At 42.1% G+C, this 21880-nt stretch carries 19 protein-coding genes and 2 pseudogenes; 13 read left to right on the top strand and 8 right to left on the bottom strand.

What is annotated here, in order from left to right:
- Positions 1-12 precede the first annotated feature (12 nt).
- From prpD to O0550_RS17265, 6 genes are all read left to right on the top strand, one after another.
- On the top strand, positions 13-1437 hold the full coding sequence (prpD, locus tag O0550_RS17290; protein WP_396125771.1) for a 2-methylcitrate dehydratase: 1425 nt from the start codon (positions 13-15) through the stop codon (positions 1435-1437).
- 15 nt (positions 1438-1452) lie between these two features.
- The gene (prpB, locus tag O0550_RS17285) at positions 1453-2361 is read left to right on the top strand and encodes a methylisocitrate lyase (protein WP_258426917.1); all 909 of its coding nucleotides are present in this window, start codon (positions 1453-1455) and stop codon (positions 2359-2361) included.
- Between the two features lie 166 nt (positions 2362-2527).
- Complete coding sequence (locus O0550_RS17280; RefSeq protein ID WP_258426916.1) at positions 2528-3922, top strand: sigma 54-interacting transcriptional regulator; 1395 nt, start codon at positions 2528-2530, stop codon at positions 3920-3922.
- A 142-nt stretch (positions 3923-4064) separates the two neighbouring features.
- On the top strand, positions 4065-5771 hold the full coding sequence (locus tag O0550_RS17275) for an acyl-CoA dehydrogenase family protein (RefSeq protein WP_258426915.1): 1707 nt from the start codon (positions 4065-4067) through the stop codon (positions 5769-5771).
- A gap of 5 nt (positions 5772-5776) precedes the next feature.
- A complete protein-coding gene (locus tag O0550_RS17270) occupies positions 5777-6664 on the top strand; it encodes an NAD(P)-dependent oxidoreductase (RefSeq protein ID WP_003343210.1) in 888 nt (295 codons plus the stop codon).
- 15 nt (positions 6665-6679) lie between these two features.
- Positions 6680-8134 (top strand): CoA-acylating methylmalonate-semialdehyde dehydrogenase, encoded by a 1455-nt coding sequence (locus O0550_RS17265; protein WP_258426914.1) that lies wholly within the window; start codon positions 6680-6682, stop codon positions 8132-8134.
- 42 nt (positions 8135-8176) lie between these two features.
- On the opposite strand, the gene O0550_RS17260 is transcribed toward O0550_RS17265, so the two are convergent.
- The 3 genes and pseudogenes from O0550_RS17260 to O0550_RS17250 all read right to left on the bottom strand — a co-directional run.
- Positions 8177-9217: an enoyl-CoA hydratase/isomerase family protein gene (locus tag O0550_RS17260; protein WP_258426913.1), complete on the bottom strand. Its 1041-nt coding sequence runs from the start codon at positions 9215-9217 to the stop codon at positions 8177-8179.
- Positions 9218-9331: 114 nt separating this feature from the next.
- Entirely contained in the window at positions 9332-9484 is a 153-nt protein-coding gene (locus tag O0550_RS17255; protein ID WP_258426912.1) for a hypothetical protein, read from the bottom strand.
- Positions 9485-9682: 198 nt separating this feature from the next.
- Positions 9683-9919: pseudogene (locus O0550_RS17250) on the bottom strand (helix-turn-helix transcriptional regulator); the annotation flags it as partial.
- On the opposite strand from O0550_RS17250, the gene O0550_RS17245 reads away from it, so the two are divergent.
- Entirely contained in the window at positions 9903-10052 is a 150-nt protein-coding gene (locus O0550_RS17245) for a hypothetical protein (RefSeq protein WP_162988307.1), read from the top strand. The pseudogene O0550_RS17250 and the gene O0550_RS17245 overlap by 17 nt on opposite strands.
- 6 nt (positions 10053-10058) lie before the next feature.
- Here the strand turns inward: O0550_RS17245 and O0550_RS17240 are convergent, their stop codons facing one another.
- Entirely contained in the window at positions 10059-11147 is a 1089-nt protein-coding gene (locus O0550_RS17240; RefSeq protein WP_258426911.1) for a DUF418 domain-containing protein, read from the bottom strand.
- Positions 11148-11517: 370 nt separating this feature from the next.
- Positions 11518-12099, bottom strand: a complete 582-nt coding sequence (locus O0550_RS17235; protein WP_258426910.1) for a TetR/AcrR family transcriptional regulator — start codon at positions 12097-12099, stop codon at positions 11518-11520.
- A 191-nt stretch (positions 12100-12290) separates the two neighbouring features.
- Between O0550_RS17235 and O0550_RS17230 the strand changes: the two genes are divergently transcribed.
- The 6 genes and pseudogenes from O0550_RS17230 (at position 12291) to O0550_RS17205 (ending at position 17733) form a co-directional block, all read left to right on the top strand.
- Positions 12291-12434, top strand: a complete 144-nt coding sequence (locus O0550_RS17230) for a hypothetical protein (protein WP_022585363.1) — start codon at positions 12291-12293, stop codon at positions 12432-12434.
- A gap of 58 nt (positions 12435-12492) precedes the next feature.
- Positions 12493-12597 (top strand): annotated as a pseudogene (locus O0550_RS17225) (DNA-binding response regulator); the annotation flags it as partial.
- Positions 12598-12902: 305 nt separating this feature from the next.
- The gene (locus tag O0550_RS17220; protein WP_258426909.1) at positions 12903-13880 is read left to right on the top strand and encodes a hypothetical protein; all 978 of its coding nucleotides are present in this window, start codon (positions 12903-12905) and stop codon (positions 13878-13880) included.
- A 243-nt stretch (positions 13881-14123) separates the two neighbouring features.
- Positions 14124-15026 (top strand): ArsR/SmtB family transcription factor, encoded by a 903-nt coding sequence (locus tag O0550_RS17215; protein WP_258426908.1) that lies wholly within the window; start codon positions 14124-14126, stop codon positions 15024-15026.
- Positions 15026-16234 (top strand): MDR family MFS transporter, encoded by a 1209-nt coding sequence (locus tag O0550_RS17210; RefSeq protein WP_258426907.1) that lies wholly within the window; start codon positions 15026-15028, stop codon positions 16232-16234. Before O0550_RS17215 ends, O0550_RS17210 begins: the two co-directional genes overlap by 1 nt.
- A 350-nt stretch (positions 16235-16584) precedes the next feature.
- Complete coding sequence (locus O0550_RS17205; RefSeq protein ID WP_258426906.1) at positions 16585-17733, top strand: cation:proton antiporter; 1149 nt, start codon at positions 16585-16587, stop codon at positions 17731-17733.
- Positions 17734-17939: 206 nt separating this feature from the next.
- Here O0550_RS17205 and O0550_RS17200 read toward each other — a convergent pair whose 3' ends face one another.
- The 3 genes from O0550_RS17200 to O0550_RS17190 all read right to left on the bottom strand — a co-directional run bounded on the left by O0550_RS17200 (position 17940) and on the right by O0550_RS17190 (position 21725).
- Entirely contained in the window at positions 17940-18872 is a 933-nt protein-coding gene (locus O0550_RS17200) for an acetamidase/formamidase family protein (protein WP_101667234.1), read from the bottom strand.
- A gap of 85 nt (positions 18873-18957) precedes the next feature.
- Complete coding sequence (gene nrdG, locus O0550_RS17195; RefSeq protein WP_258426934.1) at positions 18958-19458, bottom strand: anaerobic ribonucleoside-triphosphate reductase activating protein; 501 nt, start codon at positions 19456-19458, stop codon at positions 18958-18960.
- Positions 19459-19466: 8 nt separating this feature from the next.
- Positions 19467-21725 carry an anaerobic ribonucleoside triphosphate reductase gene (locus O0550_RS17190; RefSeq protein ID WP_258426905.1) on the bottom strand — a complete coding sequence of 753 codons (2259 nt, stop codon included), beginning with the start codon at positions 21723-21725 and terminating at the stop codon, positions 19467-19469.
- Between the last annotated feature and the right edge of the window lie 155 nt (positions 21726-21880).

The raw sequence follows: 21880 nt of genomic DNA, 5'->3' as shown, positions 1-21880 counted from the left end.
TTGTTAAAAAATATGGAGATTAACAAAACGGATGAGCTGATCGAGCAAATTACAGATTATGTTTTACATAAGAGGATTACGAGCTTGGAAGCATTTGAGACTGCTAGATATGTCCTGCTGGATACACTTGGATGTGGAATTTTGGCATTGAGCTATCCTGATTGCACGAAGCTGCTGGGACCTATTGTTCCGGGGACAGTTGTTCCCAATGGATGTAGGGTGCCAGGTACATCCTTTGTTCTTGACCCAGTGAGAGGCGCTTTTAATATTGGTTGTATCATTCGTTGGCTAGATTACAATGACACGTGGCTGGCGGCAGAATGGGGACATCCATCAGATAATCTGGGAGGGATTTTAGCTGTTGCTGATTATATAAGCCGTGTACGTATCTCGGAGGGGAAACAGCCATTAACGATGCATCAGGTGCTGGAGGCGATGATTAAAGCACATGAAATTCAGGGAGTGCTGGCATTAGAAAACAGCTTGAATCGAGTCGGGCTTGATCATGTTTTGTTTGTTAAAATTGCAACAACAGCAGTGGTAGCACAGATGCTAGGAGGAACCCGGGAAGAAATAAACAACGCATTATCAAATGCTTGGCTTGATAATAGCAGTTTACGGACATATAGGCATGCTCCGAATACAGGATCACGTAAATCCTGGGCTGCTGGCGATGCAACTAGCCGAGGTGTTCAGCTAGCTATGATGGCCTTAAAGGGAGAAATGGGATATCCAACAGCTCTTACTGCACCAGGCTGGGGATTCCAGGATGTTTTGTTCAATAAACAAGAGTTAAAGCTAGCTCGACCCTTGGATGCCTATGTAATGGAGAATGTGCTGTTCAAAGTCTCCTATCCAGCCGAATTTCATGCACAAACAGCCGCGGAATGCGCAATCAAGCTTCATCCGGAGGTAATGGCTCGTTTTGGTGAGATTGACAGCATTACAATCACAACACATGAATCAGCTATTCGAATCATTGATAAGGTAGGTCCATTGAATAATCCAGCAGACCGGGATCATTGCTTGCAATATATTACGGCTATCGGCTTGCTATTTGGTGATATTAAAGCAGACCATTATGAAGACCTAGCAGCATCAGATCCAAGAATCGATATCTTACGTAATAAGATGGTGGTTGTTGAAAATAAACAGTACAGCATTGATTATTTAGAACCGAGTAAGCGCTCGATCGCAAACGCTGTTCAAGTGCATTATAAAGACGGGTCTTCTTCTGAACAAATAGAATGCGAATATCCATTAGGGCACCGCTTCCGCAGGGGAGAAGCCATCCCTAAAGTCATTGAAAAATTTGTTGAAAATGTAAGGACACATTATTCACAAAAGCAGGTTCGTAAAATAAAAGAAGCTTGCATGGATTCAGAAAGGGTAAAGAGCATGGCCGTTACTGAATTTATCGAATTATTTTTACTATAGAGAGGGGCAAACGAAATGGCTTGGATTGTCGATCAGCCGTCATCACAAGCTGAATTAGCGAAGAAATTCAGGAAACTGATGAATGCGCCCGATCTTTTGCAAATTCCCGGCGCACACGATGCGATGGCGGCTCTTATGGCGAGGCGGGCGGGGTTTTCAGCGCTCTATTTATCTGGTGCAGCTTACACGGCCAGTTGTGGTTTGCCAGACCTAGGAATCATCACGTCTACTGAGATAGCTCAACGGGCAAAGGAATTGATACGCGCAACTGATTTACCAGTATTAGTAGATATAGATACAGGATTTGGCGGGATTCTTAATGTTGCCCGGACTGCTAGAGAAATGCTAGAGGCTAATGTTGCCGCGGTGCAACTAGAGGATCAGCAGCTTCCCAAAAAATGTGGACATTTAAATGGCAAGAAGCTTGTGACGACAGAAGAAATGGTCCAGAAGATTATCGCGATTAAAAAGGTAGCGCCAACGTTAGTACTTGTCGCACGTACTGATGCTAGGTCAGTAGAAGGTTTGGACGCAGCGATAGAAAGGGCACGTTCTTATGTGGAGGCTGGGGCAGATGCCATATTTCCCGAAGCACTAGAATCAGCGGAGGAGTTTCGTATGTTTGCCCAGCGTATATCGGCACCTTTACTAGCAAATATGACTGAATTTGGGAAAACTCCTTATTATACAGCAGAGGAATTCGCTAAGCTGGGGTACCGCATGGTTATTTATCCAGTAACGTCGCTTAGAGTGGCGGCTAAGGCATACGAGCGTGCTTTTCAAGTGATGAAAAAACAAGGTACCCAAAAAGGTGAACTAGCTAATATGCAGACTAGAAGCGAATTGTACGAAGCTATTTCATATGAAGAGTTCGAAGCGTTGGATAAGGAAATAGCGAAAACGATTTTAACCAAAGAACAATAGAACACGGGATAAAACGATAAAAAGCGATGAGGGGTTTCTTTGCGGGTCATGTACGTGCAGATACTAACCAGTCGCTTTTTTCTTCACCATGAATGAATAAGGAACGAAATACCCCTGTTCCTTCGAATTGGGCAGGATGAAATTAGGGGGAAGGAGTAAGGTAGCTATGAATAATGTGGACCGCTATTCCGTCCTGAATTGGATGAAAAAAGATAAGTGGATGGTACGTAAAGACAGCTCTATTAGAGAAGTTATGCGAGGAATGGTCCAATTAGAGAGTACGGAGCTTCCCGTTATTGAAAAGGGGAGTTTACTTGGGGTTATCAAATTGCAGGATTGTGTTCAGGGATTGGAGGAAGGAATCGGCTTAGATGGTATCATAGCCCCTTTGCTATCCAAGCGTTCTTATACGGAAACGTCTAGTTTTTCTATGCGGGATATCGAAAGGCTTCCTTTATACATCACAAATGCAAAGAATCAGAAATATGAAGGGGCAATTCGTAACAAGGAACTGCTGAGGTACCAGAAGTCTTTGCATGCCATGTCGATGAGAGCCAAGCCAGCTAATGGACCGGATAAGCCCTCTGCATCGGCTGCCATGGAGGAGATACTAGGGGAAAGTTCGGCTATTATGAAGGCAAAACAAATGGCTAGGAAGGCTGCAATGTCGAGAGCTCCTGTTTTGCTGACGGGAGAGAGTGGGGTTGGAAAGGAACAGTTTGCGCGTGCCATTCACGATCTGGGAATGACCAGAGAAGGTTCCTTTATCCCTGTAAATTGTGCAGCCATTCCAGATAATCTATTAGAATCGGAACTATTTGGCTATATGGGTGGAGCGTTCACAGGGGCAAACAAGGACGGAAAGCCTGGAAAATTTGAGCTTGCCCATAGGGGTACCTTATTTTTAGATGAAATTGGTGATTTACCGCTATCTACTCAAGTGAAGATTTTAAGGGTTTTACAGGAAAAAGAGATTGAACGCATTGGCAGTGTATCTTCCGTATTTGTAGATTTTCGATTGATCACAGCGACGAATAAAAATTTAGGGGAACTGGTGAAAAGGGGTGAATTTAGAGAGGACCTCTATCATCGGCTTCACGTTATTCCTATTCATATCCCCCCTCTTAGACAAAGAAAAGCTGATATCCCGCGTATTATGGAGGAATACTCCAGCAGACTTTGTACCACGTACGGAACCACCAAAAAAACAATGGATGAAGAAGCGTTACAACTCTTTTTTAAATACGATTGGCCGGGAAATGTCCGCGAACTTATCAATGTTATGGAAAGAATGTATGTATTGATAGATCACTCTCATATAGGCACAAAAGACTTGCCAGAGGAATTTATATACCATTATCACGCTCAAACGGAATTGAACTCGACGCTTGTTTCCCTCCAAAATCGACACAAGAGAGCTATGCCGTATCAAGAAGAGGAAGAAAAAAAACGAATTGAAAATGTCCTAAAGGAGGTCAAAGGGAACAAATCAAAAGCGGCCGAGCGTTTGGGTATCTCACGAGCTACCCTATACAATAAACTAGCTAGATTTCATGTCTAATAGGAAAGTGTTTACTCTGTCAATTTGTTCAAACAAAATATACAAACTCTTCCTTGTCTCCCCCTTATATTACGGAGGCTATTCATTGGCACAGCCCTTGCAATATAGGTGAGATGTAAGAATGCCGAAGAGGAGGATAGGGATGGGGATAAGAGAAGACAACAAATGTTTGGTCGTAGGATTATGCTTGTTTGATAATCAATCTTTCTTTTCACCTGAGGATTTTGAAGCTGAGGAAGAGCTGATTGCGAAAACAACAGAGCAGTTTGTTCAGAGTGCCATTATTCCCAAATTAGAGAGAATAGAACAACATGACTACAGTGTGACGAGGAAGCTGTTTACACAGGCAGGGGAGCTTGGCCTGTTGGGAGTGGATGTTCCAGAGGCATACGGAGGAGTTTCCTTGGGGAAAAAAGTGTCGGGCTTGGTTGCAGAAAAGATGGGTTATGCTGGTTCCTTTAGCATATCCTTTAATATTCATGCAGGTGTTGGCACACTCCCATATGTATATTATGGGACCGAAGAACAAAAACAACGTATATTACCCAAGCTAGTGTCAGGGGAATGGATTGCTGGCTATGCCTTAACGGAACCTAACGCTGGTTCTGATGCTCTTCAAGCAAGAACATCTGCATATCTAAACGATGCTGGTACAGCTTGGATTTTAAATGGTGAAAAGCAGTGGATTACCAATGCAAGGCTTGCAGATGTTTTTGTGGTATTTGCAAAAACACAGCTGGGGATGACAGCATTTATTGTTGAAAAAAGCGCAAGTGGGGTTTCCTTAGGGCCTGAAGAGAAGAAAATGGGGATCAACGGCTCTTCTACAGCCACGTTATTACTAGAAGAGGTTTCTATTCCTGTTACCAATGTTCTAGGGGAGGTGGGCAAAGGGCATCGTGTTGCATTAAATATTCTCAACTTAGCTCGGCTTAAGCTGGCGTTTGGTAATATTGGCACAGCAAAGCAGGCTCTTCAGTTATCCATTGCGTATGGCACCACACGCAAGCAATTTGGAAAGAAATTGGTCGAGTTCCCGTTGATCCAAGAAAAGATAGCAAATATGGCAGTGGCCATTTACGCTTCGGAGAGCGCTGCTTATCGAACAGCAGGCGTAATCGATGATTTTTTACACAGCAAGGAAGAGGCGAGTAACGAACTATCTAAATATGCAATGGAGTGTGCCATTAATAAAGTGGCAAGCTCTGAAGCGTTAGCCTGGATTGTGGATGAAGCGGTTCAAATTCATGGTGGATACGGCTATATGCAGGATTATGAAGTGGAACGACTATATCGTGACGCTAGGATTAGTCGCATTTTTGAGGGGACAAATGAAATCAACCGTCTAACGATTGCAAGAGCGCTGTTAAAAAGGACTATTGCAAAAGAAGAGATCGGAATGCATAACGAGCTTAGTAGAAATCAGCAGTTTCTCTACTACGCCAAGCAGTTGTTTTATAATGCGTTAGAAATGCTTGCAAAACGGATCTATCAGCAAGTGGAGCAGGAACAGGAGTACCTGCGATTACTGGCTGATAGTATCCGGGATATCTATATGATGGAGTCCGTACTTATTCGGAATCATAAGGCGCGAGCAAAGCATGGAGCAGATAAAGAGGAAGTAAAACAACTGATGACGGATGTGCTTTGTGAGGAAGGCTATCGCCAAGTAGAAGCGGCTACGATCTCCATTATTTCAAGCCTAGAGTCTATGGAAACAAGCAGGAGGGCGCTCGTGGACAGTATTCGATCCAAAACACTCTCCATGTACTCAAATCTTGTGCTTGCGAAGCGGAAAATTGCGAACAAAATGATAATTTCAGGTAAATACGTAGTTGAAGGGGGCTGAAGGCAATGAAGCAGATAGGGTTTATCGGACTGGGGAATATGGGGCTTCCGATGGCTAAGAACCTAGTGGAATCCAATTTCTCGGTATATGGGATCGACTTAAATAAAGAGGCAGAAGCTTCCTTTAAACGAGCAGGCGGGTTCGTTGATGTTGATCTTCCAAGCATGACGGCCATGTGCGAGGTTATTTTCACCAGCCTTCCCTCCCCTCAAGTAGTAGAGGATCTATATCTAGGAAAAGAGGGGCTTATCGAGCATAGCCATTCTCGCCTTGTTTTCATTGACACAAGTACGGTTTCACCTGATGTAAATGTGAGGATATTGCAAGCGGCCAACGCCAAAGGAGTGCATTTTCTGGCTGCTCCTGTCAGCGGAGGGGTCATTGGCGCGATTAATCGGACGCTTACTTTTATGGTGGGCGGGTCAAAGGAAATCTATGAACGAGTTCTGCCCATTATGAAAGTGCTAGGAACCAATATTTTTCATGTAAGCGACCAGATAGATAGCGGAACCAATACGAAGATCATTAATAATCTACTGATTGGTTTTTATACAGCAGGAGTCAGTGAGGCTCTTACCTTAGCCCAAAAGAACAAGATGAATCTAGACACTCTATTTCAGATAGTAAATGTCAGTTATGGACAAAGCAGAATCTACGAAAGAAATTACAGAAGCTTTATCGCCCCTGATGACTATAACCCTGGCTTTGCATTGAAGCTACTCCTAAAGGATTTAGGCTTAGCCCTCGATTTAGCCGAAAATAGCGAGTTAGATTTGCCTATTAGTAAGGCCTTGTTCAAGCTTTATGAAGAAGCTGAAAAAGAGGGATGGGGAGAACAGGATATGTCTGTTCTTTATAAAAAAATGAATGAACAAGCCAAAAGCATTCTCTAAAAAGGAGTGAATGATATGGTAACGCTACAGGTAAAAACCATTCAGAATCATATTAATGGAGAATGGGTGGATTCCACAGGCTCAGAATATGAAAAAGTCCCCAATCCAGCCACAGGAAAAACAATCGCGATCGTTCCCTTATCCACGAGACTGGATGTAGATCGCGCCGTACAAGCAGCAGCTCAGGCTTACACGAGATGGGCGGAGGTGCCGGTTCCCAATCGGGCAAGATTCCTGTATACATTTCTCCAATTATTGCAACAGCATAAGCAGGAGCTTGCTGAAATTATCACATTAGAGAATGGAAAAACATTGAAGGATGCCAGCGGAGAAGTACAGCGCGGAATTGAAGTAGTGGAGCTTGCTACATCAGCCCCAAGCTTACTGATGGGTGAGACCCTGCCTACTATTGCTGAAGGAATTGACGGGTCTATTTGGCGTTATCCGCTTGGGGTAGTGGCAGGTATTACGCCTTTTAACTTTCCGATGATGGTCCCGCTTTGGATGTTTCCACTTGCGATCGCATGCGGTAATACCTTTGTGTTAAAAGTCTCTGAGCGCACTCCTATTTTAGCAGGAAGATTAGTGGAACTATTTTATGAGGCAGGGTTTCCAAAGGGAGTCTTGAACTTGGTGCATGGCGGTAAGGAGGTAGTAAATGGCATAGTAGAGCATTCTGACATTAAAGCAATCTCCTTCGTAGGCTCGGAGCCTGTTGCCAAATATGTATATCAGGTGGGTACTGCTAATGGAAAGCGTGTTCAGGCTTTAGCTGGTGCAAAAAACCATGCTATTGTTATGCCAGATTGCCATCTGGAAAAGACGGTTGCGGGGGTAGTGGGGGCGGCCTTTGGAAGTAGTGGAGAGCGTTGTATGGCATGCTCAGTAGTTGCTGTGGTAGACGAAATTGCGGATCAGTTCATTGAGGCATTGGTTGAGGAAACACGTACATTAAAAACGGGTGACGGGCGTTATGAGCAGAATTTTGTGGGCCCCTTAATTCGTGAAGCTCATAAGGAGCGTGTATTGGGGTATATCGAGTCTGGGATAAAGGAGGGAGCTACTCTATTAGTTGATGGCCGGAATGTGGAGGAAGAGGGAGGATATTACGTAGGGGCTACTATATTTGATCAGGTACAGCCAGTTATGAAAATTTGGCAGGATGAAATTTTTGCCCCCGTTTTAAGTATTGTCCGAGTAAAAAATCTTGAAGAAGGTATAAAGCTGACGAATCAATCAAAGTTTGCTAATGGCGCTGTCATTTATACATCAAGTGGAAAGCATGTTCAAATGTTCCGAGATCAAATTGATGCGGGGATGATTGGTGTAAATGTAAACGTTCCAGCTCCTATGGCTTTCTTCTCCTTTGCAGGCAACAAAGCTTCCTTCTATGGAGATTTAGGAACGAATGGCAAGGATGGTGTTCAATTTTTCACGCGCAAAAAAGTAGTAACGCAGCGCTGGTTTTAATCACCAAAAAAGCCGATTCCTTTGCGATCGGCTTTTTTTAGCTTATTCATGAAAAAACTTCTGCACCATCTCTTCATGAACATCAGATAATTGTCTATATTGATAGTTCGGGCTATTGTCCTTATCGATTACAACAGAACGAACCCCTTCATAAAAATCGTTGTGTTTCATAAAGTTTTTGGCAAGAATAAGATCGTTTGTAAAGCATTCCTCCAGCGTTGCGCGCTCTCCTCTGATCTGTTGCTGCAAGGTTACTTTTAGGGAAAGAGGAGATTTCGACAACAGAGTTTCCCGTGTTTTGATTGTGAATTCATTGAGAGTCTGTTCAAGAGAGCTGATGATTTCCTCGACCGTAGAAAATGCAAAGTGACGGTCAATTTCTTCCTGCCATAAGGCAAGCTCACTCTGTAAGACGGAGGGCTGTGAATAGGCTTGAATCTGTTTTTCTAAAGTCCGAGCTACGTCCTGCTGCTGCCAATTTGTTTCTTCTACCTGATGTAAAAAGTCATGGAAGATTTCGCTTGGAATGCAGGCATCAGCACCATTTATATAAAGCACATCTTCAGGGCGAATAACCGTTGCGGTCAAGGCCAAATAACGCCCTATTTTTCCCGGGGCCCGATTTAAAAAATAAGCGGCCCCCACATCAGGGAAAAAACCGATATTCATTTCAGGCATCGCCCATCTTGTCTGATTAGTCACAATTCTGTGGCTGCAACCATAGGTAAGACCTACACCGCCCCCCATCACGATACCATCCAGGCAAGCAAGAATGGGCTTGGAATAACGGTACATATATTGGTCGAGCTGATATTCTACTTCAAAAAAACGCTGTGCTTTTTGCAAGGACAGAACGTCGTTTTTTGCTTCATACAGTGCCTTAATATCTCCCCCTGCACAAAATCCCTTTGACCCAGCTCCCTTTAGAATAATCAGGCTAATTGTCTGATCTGTCTCCCATTCCTTTAGCTTTTCTAACATGGGCAACAGCATCTCCAAAGAGAGGGAGTTAAGAGCCTTTGGCCGGTTTAATAAAATGGTGCCTATTCCATTCTGCGCAGTAAATAGAACATCCTCAGTCATGCACATCCTCCTTATGATTGGGTAAAAATAGGCTTGCGCTTCTCGACAAAGCATGAATGCCTTCCCTAGCATCGTTCGTTTTAAATAATTCGGCAAAGCGATTGCGTTCTCTTTTTAGCCCGTGTTGTACATCCTCCTGATATCCTTATGGAAAACGGAGCGCAGTTCTGCAATAGATGCAGAGGATAATGCATTAGCTGGCGGGTTAATTACTTCTACAATGGCAACAAAATTTCTTTTTGAGATAGAAGTGAATGGATTCTCCATAAAGCGTACCTCCTTTGGATGATATAAAGGTTCATCATGCAAAAATTACACCAACCAAGAGATACGCTTCCTGAAAGGGTAAAGCAGGAGAGAACTTGTCAAAGTGTCTATACAAAACAGACAGTTTGACATGACGTTTTTCATGAAAGGAGAAATGATGCTCGCTTTCCTCTTGGATAATTATACCATTTACTATTGTTAGGTATGAACACTGAAACGGGAGAATAAGTGCCAAATAAGCTGTCTCCTGCTGGTTACCCCTGTTTTCGCGAAGATAGATTTAAGATGGTCCTGCACCGTATAGGCGGAAATATGAAGCGAATGGGCGATCTCTTTGGTAGAGAACCCTTTCACAATCTGATCGAGTATTTGCTTTTCACACTCTGATAACCCATAGGCTTCGGATATGAGAGGCAGGATGTCAGAGGGTGTAGCTGATGCGGTCTATTGCTCATCGTTCCCGTCAGGCGTTTATCATATTGAGCAGTTATTTGAGCTGGAAAACCTACAAGGCTGGCTGCAAAGTGAAATCGCTATTGAATGTTGTATAAATGGCAATCAAATATAAGGAGGGCTACCCGCTACATTTTCTCATTAGACTCTCCAGAGGACCTCGACTATATTTGTTTCTCCAAAAGGCTGAGAGTACAGCCGCTATGACGAAGAAAGCTAGGGAGTAGGAGACGGCAAATGCAAGCGTTTGATTTTCCAGCCTACCGATATATTGCAGAATGCTAAAGCCAATAAATACATGACCCACATAATGAGTTAACGCTAGTTGTCCGGTGCTAACCATGGTTTGAGTAAACCAGTTGGTGGAACATCGTTCAGCGAAATACACACTTAGTAGGATGACAAGAATAGATGTACTTGAACCGGATACAAAATAAAAAATAGTTGGAGGAAACGCAGTAGTCGAAAAGAAGTATTCAGCCGTATCTGTTCCGATCACATGACCGATGTGCTGAATGAGTATTGACGAGAGTATCTCCACTGCTATAGCAACTATGGCTGAGCAGATGAGGAGTTTTCTGCGACAGACTTTATTGGCTAAATCTTGCCTTCCTAGCCACATTCCTAATAGGAAGAAGCCTACCCAGGGAAAGACAGGATGATAACCATTAAACAGCAGGTTTCTAAAAAAACCTTCCAGTGTCCAGAAGTCCACATAATGGATGATCGGCTGCAATGGGTCCCAGCCTATTCCATAATGAAAAACGAGCTGGAGAAGCTGGGAGGTAACGAGAATACCTACTACAGATAGAAGTAAGCTTCTGCTGGAAGCGGCAATAAGAAAAGAACCAGCAAACATATAGACACCATAATAATGCAAAATATCACCTGTCCAGCTACAGAGGTATAAAAGGATTCCTGAAAGAAACAAAAACAGAGCGCGTTTCCAAATGATACTTCGGTTCTGTCTAATGAAAGCGGGGTTGTTGGAGTTTCTCGCTTTCTTTGTCATGAGCGAAATACCGATACCAGCTACAATCACAAAGATAGTGGATGCCCTTCCTTGAAGAAGGCTGGCTAACGCTACTAACCAATCGGGGCCATTTGTTCCCGCATTCATTACGGTAGAATAGTTCACAATGATCATACCTAGAATGGCCCAAGCTCTTGCAAAATCAAAGCCTAATATTCTTGTAGATGGTAAAGTCATTACTTACTCCTCTTTTCTCATCTCATTTTTACTGATGAACGTGGAAATCCTGGGTATCTACTAGTGTAGAAGGCATCAAAAAGTAAGAATATTATTTATTTACTTACCGTTAAGTAAACAATATACTACAAGTAGAAATACTTTCAAGATTTTTTTATTCGAGAGCCAAATACATTTTTGTAAATGGGTGGATCAAATATTTTCAGATGGGGCTGGTGTGAGTGGCTCTGATGATCTCCCGCGTATAGGAAAAAGCCTCCCTTTAACAAGTCCCCATCCCCTTATTTGCTGTAAAGCCAACGATATAAAATAGGTGAGTCGCAAATGCCTGATCCTTCAGGCGGTTCTAGCTTTCAAAACGAGTACCCAATCAGTCCTTCCTTTCCAAAACACGTAACACAGCTTGTCTCCAAATGTCTGCGTAATCTAAATCAAAGCCCATAAGCATGTAATTCCCGATATTATCAAACACCATAGTAAGAATATGGGCTTTTGTGGTCAGGTTTTTATTTGAAAGAATCCCAAGTTCTGCGCCTCTCGTCAATAAATCTAAGAATCCAGCAAGAAATCCCTCTAAGACATGATGTAATCTTTGCTGATATTTCTCGTTTCGAGTGGAGAGTAAAAGAAATTCATTGAAAATTAGCGATATATATTTATCTTCTTTTTGAGCCTCTATCATCTGGTAGCCATCGGATAATAATTGAGCTTGGAAATTTTCTTTTGTGTATGCCTCAATTGAAACGGATTTTTTAAAATCAATCGCTTTACAAATTTCTTCAAAGAGAAAGTCGATAAGGGTTTCTTTGGATTCAAAGTAGTAATAGATGGCAGGTTTAGAAATTCCGACTTCTTTTGCAATCATCGCTAAGCTGGTTTTTTCAAACCCATTTTCGGCAAAAAGCTTATAGGCAGTTTCAACAATTGTTGTATAGGTGTCGATTTTGTTCATGATAATTGCTCCTTTATAAACCAATTGTATTTCTAGTAAGAAACGGGGCAGTCCTCGGCTGATTTTATATGCAAATGGTATCACAATCAGATATGAATTTGTCTTCCTACATAATCGTACACGTCACTTTCATTTGATGTACACATGAAAAGACTATACTAGCTGTAAAGGGTAAGCATTAGGATAAAATTATGACACTGCCAGTAACCAAGTCAATACGCGGGCAAAAGGAAAAGGACCTGTTTATCAATGATCAGGGCATTATGATCGGTGATGGGGAAGCTTGGATTAGTAAAATCAATAACAAGCTTGGAATATATGCGATTAATCGGTAAGCATTACCCTTCTTCTTCGGGCTATACTAGAATGATAGTAATTCAAAGGCAACTGAGGTTGGGATATGAGCTGGGAGCAGATGACTATGGAACCAAGCCTTTTAGTCCCAAGGTGCTGGTTACGCGAGCTAAGGCATTGATGAAGAGGGTGGAAGGCAGGATCATGCAAAGGTAACGCTCAACTGTGATCCGAATCTATACGTTTATGTAGATGCCAGAAGAATAGAACAAGTCATTGTGAACCTGCTAAGCAATGCTATTGTGGTGATGGCCAATTTTCTGGATTCTTTTATAACCCCCAAAATGAAGGGGGAAAAAGGAGAGGTCACTTTCTACTTTAAGAATGAAAAGGGAAATCAGCTTGAATGGAAAAAGGAACTAACCTTACAATAGCCAGAAATTCGAAAAACAATTTAGGCTACAAATAACATCTCATACGAAGGAACATCAACTTGGGGGAAGACAAAAATGAAATCCTATAAAACAATCGTCACTGCTTTGACTATCTCTGGGATGCTAGTGGCATCAATGCCTGCTTGGACTGTTGAAGCAGGATTATCGGTGATGGCACAAGAGCAAAGATATAAGAAGACGATCGCTAATTTGGATGCGAAGACAGTTGGATTGGCTAAGAATGCAATGAAAAAACTAGCTGGAAAAGATATTGAATTATACGGTGTAGAGGATGGAGTTGATGGACTGATCTTTATCTATCCCAAGTCTGGCAAAGCAAAAGGTCAGGTTGTTTTTAATCAAAAAACAGGCAAAATCTATAGTGCCATCCTCTATCTAACTGTTAAAGAACTAGATGCAATGAGCCCTTCCTATAAGAATAAGGCTCTTGCTGAATTGAAAAAAGCGGAGCCTAAACGCGCGATTGCGTTTCATAAGGTTAGCCGAGTCATGGGCAATCTGCCTTCTAATGGAGTAATGACGTCGATCGAGGGAAATGATATCAACGTTACTTATGAAAATGACACATTGGCAAGCATTACGATCCAATATGACTTGAAACAGGTGAACCCTAAAATGGTGAAGGCTGCCCAACAGGCAATGAAAAATTATTCAGGTACAAGGAATGCTATGTCCCAGCAGTGGATTCGTGTATATCGGAGTATAAATGGTAAAAATGATACCCTGTCCTTTCAGAAAACAACTTCTATGATAGAGATAGATACTAACACAGGTAAAGTAGTTCATGTTTCCTCCCTGGATCTAATGCCTACGATTACGCCGGAAACCGAGAAAAAGTGTAAAAAAATATCAAATAAGCAAATAAGTATGAATGCGAGTGTAGAAGTAAAGCAGGTATTCGGAATTAATATACAAGGATACTCCATGAAACGTGATCGGGATACGGTCATCTTTCACAAGAAGGGCGCTCCAACAGTGACAGGTAAAATCAATATGAAAGGCCAATTCTGGAGCTTGTCGGTTACTGCGTAATCTCCATGGTCATGAAAAACAGTAAATATGATTCATATAACAGCCCTCTATTAGATTATCTCTATCTAGTAGAGGGTTGCTTTATATTTTTCATGGGAACGAAGCAATTGTGTCTCCTTTGTCAGGTATAGAAGCTCTACACAAATACATCATTTTTTAAAATATTGACAACTTGCAATCAGTTCTATAAAATTATAACTAAATTTGTTCTAAAAAATTAGAACTAAAAAGGATGAGGACAGCATGTACAAATTGGAAGTGGACTATTCACCTGTATATGAGTTTGTTACAAGTCTGTATTATTACGTAAATAAGGATCGGTTAAAGATATATGACTTAGGTTCTGATTGGAAGAAGGAGGTAGACCAAAAGCTACAGTCTACCTTTAAGGAAGCTTTAAAAGATAAGCGAATGGAGATTCTTCATCGGTTTAGCCTGCTGATACATAAATGTCCGGGGGAACGGACGCCAGAGAATTTTATTAAGTGGTTTGAACAGCTATCTACAGTTGAAATGTATGATTGTATGCGACCGTGGGTAGATGTCATTCCTATGGATATGATTGATTTACATCAGCATTTTGTGTATCTCTTTACTGAATGGAATGAGCAATATTTCAAGCATATTGACCCTTCTATAGTAGAAGCGCTTGAAAATGATGCAAATGAAAAAAGGGAGCTCATACAGAGGATGGACCCTGTTGATATTGTGGAATACAGTACGAATGGCATACGAATAGAATCAGAACAGATTCAAAAGCTATTGCTGGTTCCTCAATATCATTACGCACCTTTGAGTGTGGTCGATTATTATAAAGGATTTGTAACCTGCCTCTATCCAATAGAGTTGCAAGGGAACGCGCCCTATATCTCCAGAAGAACAATTACACTGTTTAATAGCTTGTCTGATGAGAACCGGATTCTTATTTTAAAAAGTCTGTATGCGAAGCCTCGAACATTTAAGGAGCTAACTGAAATAACGCAATTAGCAAAAAGTAATCTTCATTATCATCTAAGCTTGCTTCGGTGCGCCGGTCTGATTCGTGCCCACCATTCAAGTGAGAGAGTCATTAACTATAGTCTTCGTATCCAGCAGATTACGACTATGCAGGATAGATTGCTTTCCTATATAAAGGAGAATGAGTAATGCTGCAAGCGTGGAAGGAGTTCCACCCTGTTGTAAAGCTCATTTTAATTGGCTCCGTATTAATGAACGTTGGAAACGGGATGATTATTCCCTATTTTGCCATTTACTTAGGCGAACATACTAATCTTTCTATTACTCAGATCGGTTTTTTGATCGGTTCTAGTTCATTGGCAGCGATGTTTGGTGGATTTTTAGGAGGAAGTTTGTCAGATTTAATTGGAAGGAAAAAGGTCATGATGGCATCCCTTATTCTCTCAGCGATCATGTTAATTGGATTAACACTCCATGAATTTCCTTACATACTGATGCTAGTGACAATAGGTAGAGGTTTTACGCTGTCATTTTTTGAGCCTTGTTCGAAGGCATTAATAGCTGACCTTACCGAGAGTGGGAAAAGGCTTCGCGCCTTTTCAATGAAATACTTTTGTGGGAATCTGGGATTAGCTATTGGGCCCATAGTAGGTACATTCCTCGGCTTACAAGCAACTAGCACGCTTCCCTTCTATGTTTCTTGTGCTGTTTTTCTATTCTATGGGTTGCTATTGCATCTATGGTTTGCAAAATATAAGGTTACTTCTATTTCAGCACAGCAAGAGAAGGTGACCTTTCGAGCATCGATGAAAGCATTGGGTAGAGATAAAATTTTGTTTTTATTCCTTCTGGGAGGATTGTTAGCGACCACCGTTCATGGACAATTTTCCGTGACTCTTTCTCAATATTTTTACGCGGATCTAAAGAGTGCCATTACATTCTTAGGAGTCTTATGGTCCGCCCATGCGATTGTTATCATTATGTTGAGTGTCCCTATTTTGCGTCTTATGGAAAAAAGAACCTCCTTGCAATCGATTGTGATAGGAACTTCCCTATTTTGTGCGGGCATCATTGGTTTTGCTTTCTCGCTAAGCCTTCCATCATTTTTAATTTCAATGATCATCTTTACTATAGGTGAAATATTCTTGATACCTGCTGAATATGCGATCATTGATGAGATTACGCCTGATCATATTCGCGGAACTTATTTTGGAGCAGTTAGCTTTACCACACTAGGCTCCTTTATCGGACCGGGAGTGTCAGGTATGATTCTGTCACATTTTAATGGATTGACGATGTTCCTATTTTTAGCACTTTTATCTCTTATTAGCATTATCTTTTATGTTGGGGGAACCCGCTTAAAAGAACAGAGGACGTCAGTCTCCATTCATGAATAGAATAAAAATCGAACCAAGAACCGGGCAGAACTCAGGCTGAAGCTCCTGTATTTTGTCAGGTTTTTTCTTTTTGTATAGTGTAAAGATGTGCTTTGATTTGAAGATTGATAGCTAAAATAAAACATATTTTACATTTTGGGAATGCAGTTAATTTTGAAACCTTTTTTGAGATAGTCCGTATACCTCAATTGGGAAACAAAAATGTATTACATAAAACAGCATATCTGTTTTTTGGAGGAGCCTGCCACCGCAGCTTTGCTATGTCTTTTTTTAGCTACGGTCGATGGGCTCCTTTTGTATTTTTTTCCCTTCGTGTGCTCAAGATATAAACATAAAAGAGGTGGAGAACTATGCTTGTTTTTCAATTAGCAATCATCTTGCTAGCTTCAAAAATCGCTGGAGATATCAGTGCTAAATTAGGTCAGCCCTCTGTATTAGGAAAGCTCCTTATTGGTATCGTATTAGGGCCGACTGTACTTGGGGTAGTGACGAATACAGACATTCTTCAGGAATTGAGTCAAATAGGTGTTATCTTATTGATGTTTATTGCCGGACTTGAAACCGATACAGAGGAATTCAAACGTACTGGTAAGGCATCAGCATTTGTAGGTGTTGCCGGAATTATTTTTCCTTTCGCATGTGGTTATCTAGTGGGTATTTACTTACAGCTATCTACAATTGAGTCTATTTTCCTCGGTCTGTTACTTTCTGCAACAAGCGTGAGTATTTCCGTTCAGACATTGAAAGAAATGGGGAAATTAAAGTCAAGAGAAGGAACAACGATTCTAGGAGCTGCTGTCATTGATGACGTACTTGTTATTATTGCTCTGGCTTTTGTTATGAGCTTTGCTGGTGGAGACATCAATTTGGGAGAAGTAGTCTTGAAAAAGATAGCATTCTTTGCCATAGCTATCCTTTTCGCATGGAAAGTGGTTCCATGGGTGTTAAACAAATTTGCTCCGCTTCGTGTATCAGAAGCCGTGATTTCAGCAGGTCTCATCATTTGTTTCGTGTATGCTTACGTAGCCGAGTATGCAGGTGTTGCTGGTATTATCGGTGCTTATATTGCAGGTGTTGCTATTAGTTTAACGAAACATAAGCATGAAGTGTTCGAAAAGGTAGAAACGATCAGTTACTCGATTTTCGTTCCTGTATTTTTTACCTCGATTGGGGTAACGGCTCAATTTATGGGAATCACACAGAACATCTGGCTAATCCTAGGTTTGAGTGTGGTAGCGATCCTAACAAAGCTCATCGGCTCTGCGATCGGAGCCAGATTAGCAGGCTTTAAGTGGAGAAGCTCCCTTGGTGTTGGTGCAGCTATGGTATCACGTGGGGAAGTAGCACTTATCATCGCAGCAATGGGGCTTGAATCTCAAATGCTAAGCAGCGATATGTTTGCGGTTATTGTAGTTGTAGTATTGATTACGACAATTGTGACACCTATGATGATGAAGGCGTTTTTGAGTAATTCTAGTGGGAGCAAACAAAATGCGTAAGTAGCAGGTAAAAAATTGTTGTTGTGTGGACAGAGCAGGGTTTCTTATTAGCTATAGTAGAGAGAATAGGAAGCTTTCTTGACTGCGGGAGAAGATTTTTGTTCATCGTATAAAAAGGGAAAAGGGTGCTAACTATTCCAGTTGGCACCCTTTATTTATCGAGAGCAGAAGAGATGATTTCGTCCATGCACCCTTCGATTCTTTATTTATATGATAAGTTTATCCTCGTCTAGCACGGCATGAACACCCACAACATCGTTAACCAACTGGGTTATCCGTAAATCAACAAGCAGGCTGGCTAGATTTAAGGCTTCTTTTCGTTCATAGCCATACAGCTCCTGCATCCAATCAATCATGCCCTCTAATGCGATCATAGAGGCTTCGTGTAAATCCTTATGGACTCCAAATGTGATTTTACTAGTTGGTGTTTGTGCTCGTGGGAAAGACAGCGCTCGATCTTCTACTGTAAAAGTGAGGTCAACCAACTCCATTGGACATTCTATGGCAAGTCCAGATACTTCCCCGTCTCCTTGGACGGCGTGTCCATCTCCTACGGAAAAGAGCCCGCCATCTACAGGGATGGGTAAATAGAGCGTACTCCCGGGGATTAGCTCTTTACAATCTATGTTGCCGCCACAGTAGCGAGGAGGAATAGTAGAATGAATACCTGGTTCGTCTGGCGGCATGCCCATTACTCCCATAAATGGATGAAGGCGAATTTTATGCCCTTTATCGCTGGTTCCGATCATGTTCGTCGCATCTAACTCCCAGATTAAAGGATATCCTTCCTTTTCCTGCATTCCCAGACGTTTATTTACGGCGCTGGCAAATCCGCCACCCTGACTCCAGCCCCATGTACCTACACGTAATTCATTAATATGTATTGCTAAGCTTTGTCCAGCCTTGGCATCGGCAATGTACAAGGGACCAATCAGGGCATGACCGCTATCCTGAGGGTGCTTTCGCGTACAAAATTCTACTCTTCTGCCGTTTGCTTGTTCCGGGCCTACGTTCCAATCCGCATCAAGCGTCTCGAAACGAACAGTGTCACCAGATTGTATTGTCAGGATAGGGGAAGCTTCTCTGCTAAAGGAGCCATGCAGAGTCGAGCGCTTTGGCTGGATGGTATATATAGCCATACATAGTTACCTCCTTGGTAGATTATTACAATAGCTTTCTATCAGAATAATACTGAGGAGGTAAAAGGTACAGATTTAAATATTGCTATTCCGTCCATTCGATAACGGAGCCTATTGCAAGACTTTTCCTCACATCAATGATGCGCTGATTACGACTTCCGCGAAACCGCAGGGAGGTGTCTTTTTGTTCCGCTTTAAATTTACCGTCAATAATGACATCACATAGCTCCAATAGCTGCCGTTGTTCATCTAGCAGGAGTAATGCTTCAAAAGTAAATCCAGTATATGCCCAGACTGTTTTATCCAGACAAGCTTGGCGAAAGCTAGTGATAAAGGCGGCGCAGGCAGTGGCGGAGAAAAATGGGTCTCCTCCACATAAGGTCAGACCATGTAATAATGGATTATCGGAAATTTCCTGAATCACCTCTTGCTGGTACGCTTGTGTAAAAGGTTGTCCATAGCTGAAATCCCACGATTCTGGATTAAAACAACCCTGGCATGCGTGACGGCAGCCGCTTATAAACACGACCGCACGTAACCCAATGCCTTCGTTAATACTTTCCCTTCGATATTCGCAGATATGCATGGATTGACTCACTGGTGCTTCACCCGATCCAGAACCTCCGCTTGTTTTGCAGAATTAAAACGCTGTGTATAATCGCCTGTAATATAACCAGTTACACGGCGCAAACGTTGGAAATGAACGGAGTCTTCCGTATTTCCACAGTTTGGGCATTGCGTGCCGATAATCCCTTCATAACCGCAGCTTGGGCAACGATCCAATGGATGATTAATAGAGAAATAACCTACGTTGCTTCTTAATGCGTACTGAACAATCTGTTGGAAAGCTACTGTGTTTTGTCGGGCATTTCCATCTAGCTCAATATAAGTAATCGCCCCGGCGTTGCATAGCTCGTGAAAAGGTGCTTCAAGCTTAATTTTTTGGGAAGCGGATAGCGAATAGTAAACAGGAATGTGAAAGGAATTCGTATAATATTCACGGTCAGTAATTCCTGCAAGCTTTCCATAGGTTTTTTGATCAGCTTTTGTAAATTTGCCCGATAAACCTTCAGCAGGAGTAGCAAATAAGGTAATGTTGAGATTATATTTTTCGCTCATGTCATCGCAGTATTGGCGCATGAAGGAAATAACAGAGAGCGCACGCTGGTATACCTCTGTATCTTCTCCGTGGTGCTTGCCATAAAGAGCATACATGCATTCCGCTAGTCCGATAAAGCCGACAGCCAGGCTGCCATGCTTAATTAAATCAGCTACCTCATCATCAGGACGCAATTCTTTACCGCCCTCCCAGACACCCTCACGCATCATGAAATCCGAAGCTTTGGCCGGCTGTTTAGCTTGGATGCCAAAACGATGAATCAAACCGCTGATAGCTACATCCATATAGCTTTGTAGGGCGTTATAGAAGCCGGTGATGTCTGCCTGATCGCGTTGGTTTTGACAAATCCCATATTCGATTCCCAATTTTACAAGATTGATCGTATTAAACGAGAGATTTCCCTTACCGCTACTATAATTCCGTCCAAAACGATCTGATATGGATCTTGTCCGGCAGCCCATTGTAGCGATAATGGTGTTCGGATCATCCTCACGGTAGTAGATGAGATTAAACGTAGCGTCTACATTGACGAAATTCGGATAAAGGCGCTTACTGGAGCATTCGATTGCTTCTTGGAACAAATCATAGTTGGGATCGCCCTCAGATTGATTAATCCCTGTTTTACATTGAAAAATATGCTGCGGGAAAATAGGGGTTTCTCCATTTCCTAACCCATTACTTGTTGCCTGTAATAGCGCATGTGAGACCAGACGTCCTTCCGTAGAAGTACACATACCATAATTAAGCGAGGTAAAAGGAATTTGTCCCCCAGCTCGGCTACTCATCGTATTTAGATTATGGATGAGAGATTCCGCGGCCTGATAGGTCTCTGCGACAGTCTCTTCAAAGGCATAAGTAAAGCTTTTGGGAAAATCCTGCTTTAGTTTTTCGTTATCCATATAAAGTAGATCATCAGATAAAGCTAGCTCGGGACCCTCGTTAAAATAATGAAGTCCTTTTTTCAGATGCTTGACGAAGGATTTCCGGACGTAAGGGGCTAGATCCCAGTCAATCTTGTTAGCAGAAACACCGCCGAATTGGCTGTTTTGCTGCGATTGAAAGATAATCGCGACTAGAGCCATTGCCGTCATAATGCTTTGTGGGGTGCGAACTGATCCGTTTCCAGTATTAAAGCCTTCAGCTAGTAGGCGGTCAAAAGGAATGAAAATGCAGTTAGTTGTACCGATTGCATACTGATCCAAATCATGCACGTAGACATAATTATGATCGATTGCTTCACGGAGCTTGCTTGGTAAAACATATTGTTTCACATGCCATTTCGCATATTCAGAGCCCATTTTACTCATTTTCCCGCTGAACGATTCTCCGTTAACATTTGCATTTTCTCGAAGTAAATCCATATCCTGTAGGCCGATGACAGCCTCACTAATGCTGTATAACTCGCTTTGCTTCAGACGAAGGCGATCACGTTGTTGACGGTAGGCAGAAAAGGAATCAGCAACATCGTTGTGATCTTTTTCACATAGCTGTGCAATAATTAACTCGTGTATCGTCTGTGTAGATATTGGATTTATGTAGGGAAGCTCCCGCTCTGCGGTTAGCGGTTGCATGCGTGGTTGCTGTGTAAGATGTTCCTCAATACAATGGGCAATCTCCTCACTAAGGGCCACGTTTACTGTACCTGACGTGGGCAAGCATGCCTGAGTAATTGTTGTGATTATCTTTTCTGGTTGAAAGATTTCTTGACGACCATCGCGTTTCATTATTAGCATGAAAAAAGCCTCCTGTAATGTGAAAAACCTGATGTGAAAGGTAAAAATAAGCTTGGTAATGGTAGAAGGTAGTGCAAATGAATTCAAAATGTAAGAAGCATCCCCTCATCAATTAAGAGAAAATGCTTCTGTAATGTGGTTAAATACACTATATA

The sequence above is a fragment of the Brevibacillus halotolerans genome, from assembly GCF_026891775.1.
GTDB classification, from domain to species: domain Bacteria; phylum Bacillota; class Bacilli; order Brevibacillales; family Brevibacillaceae; genus Brevibacillus_B; species Brevibacillus_B halotolerans.
Note: the sequence above shows the minus strand (reverse complement) of the source record. Positions and strands in the feature narration are given on the sequence as shown.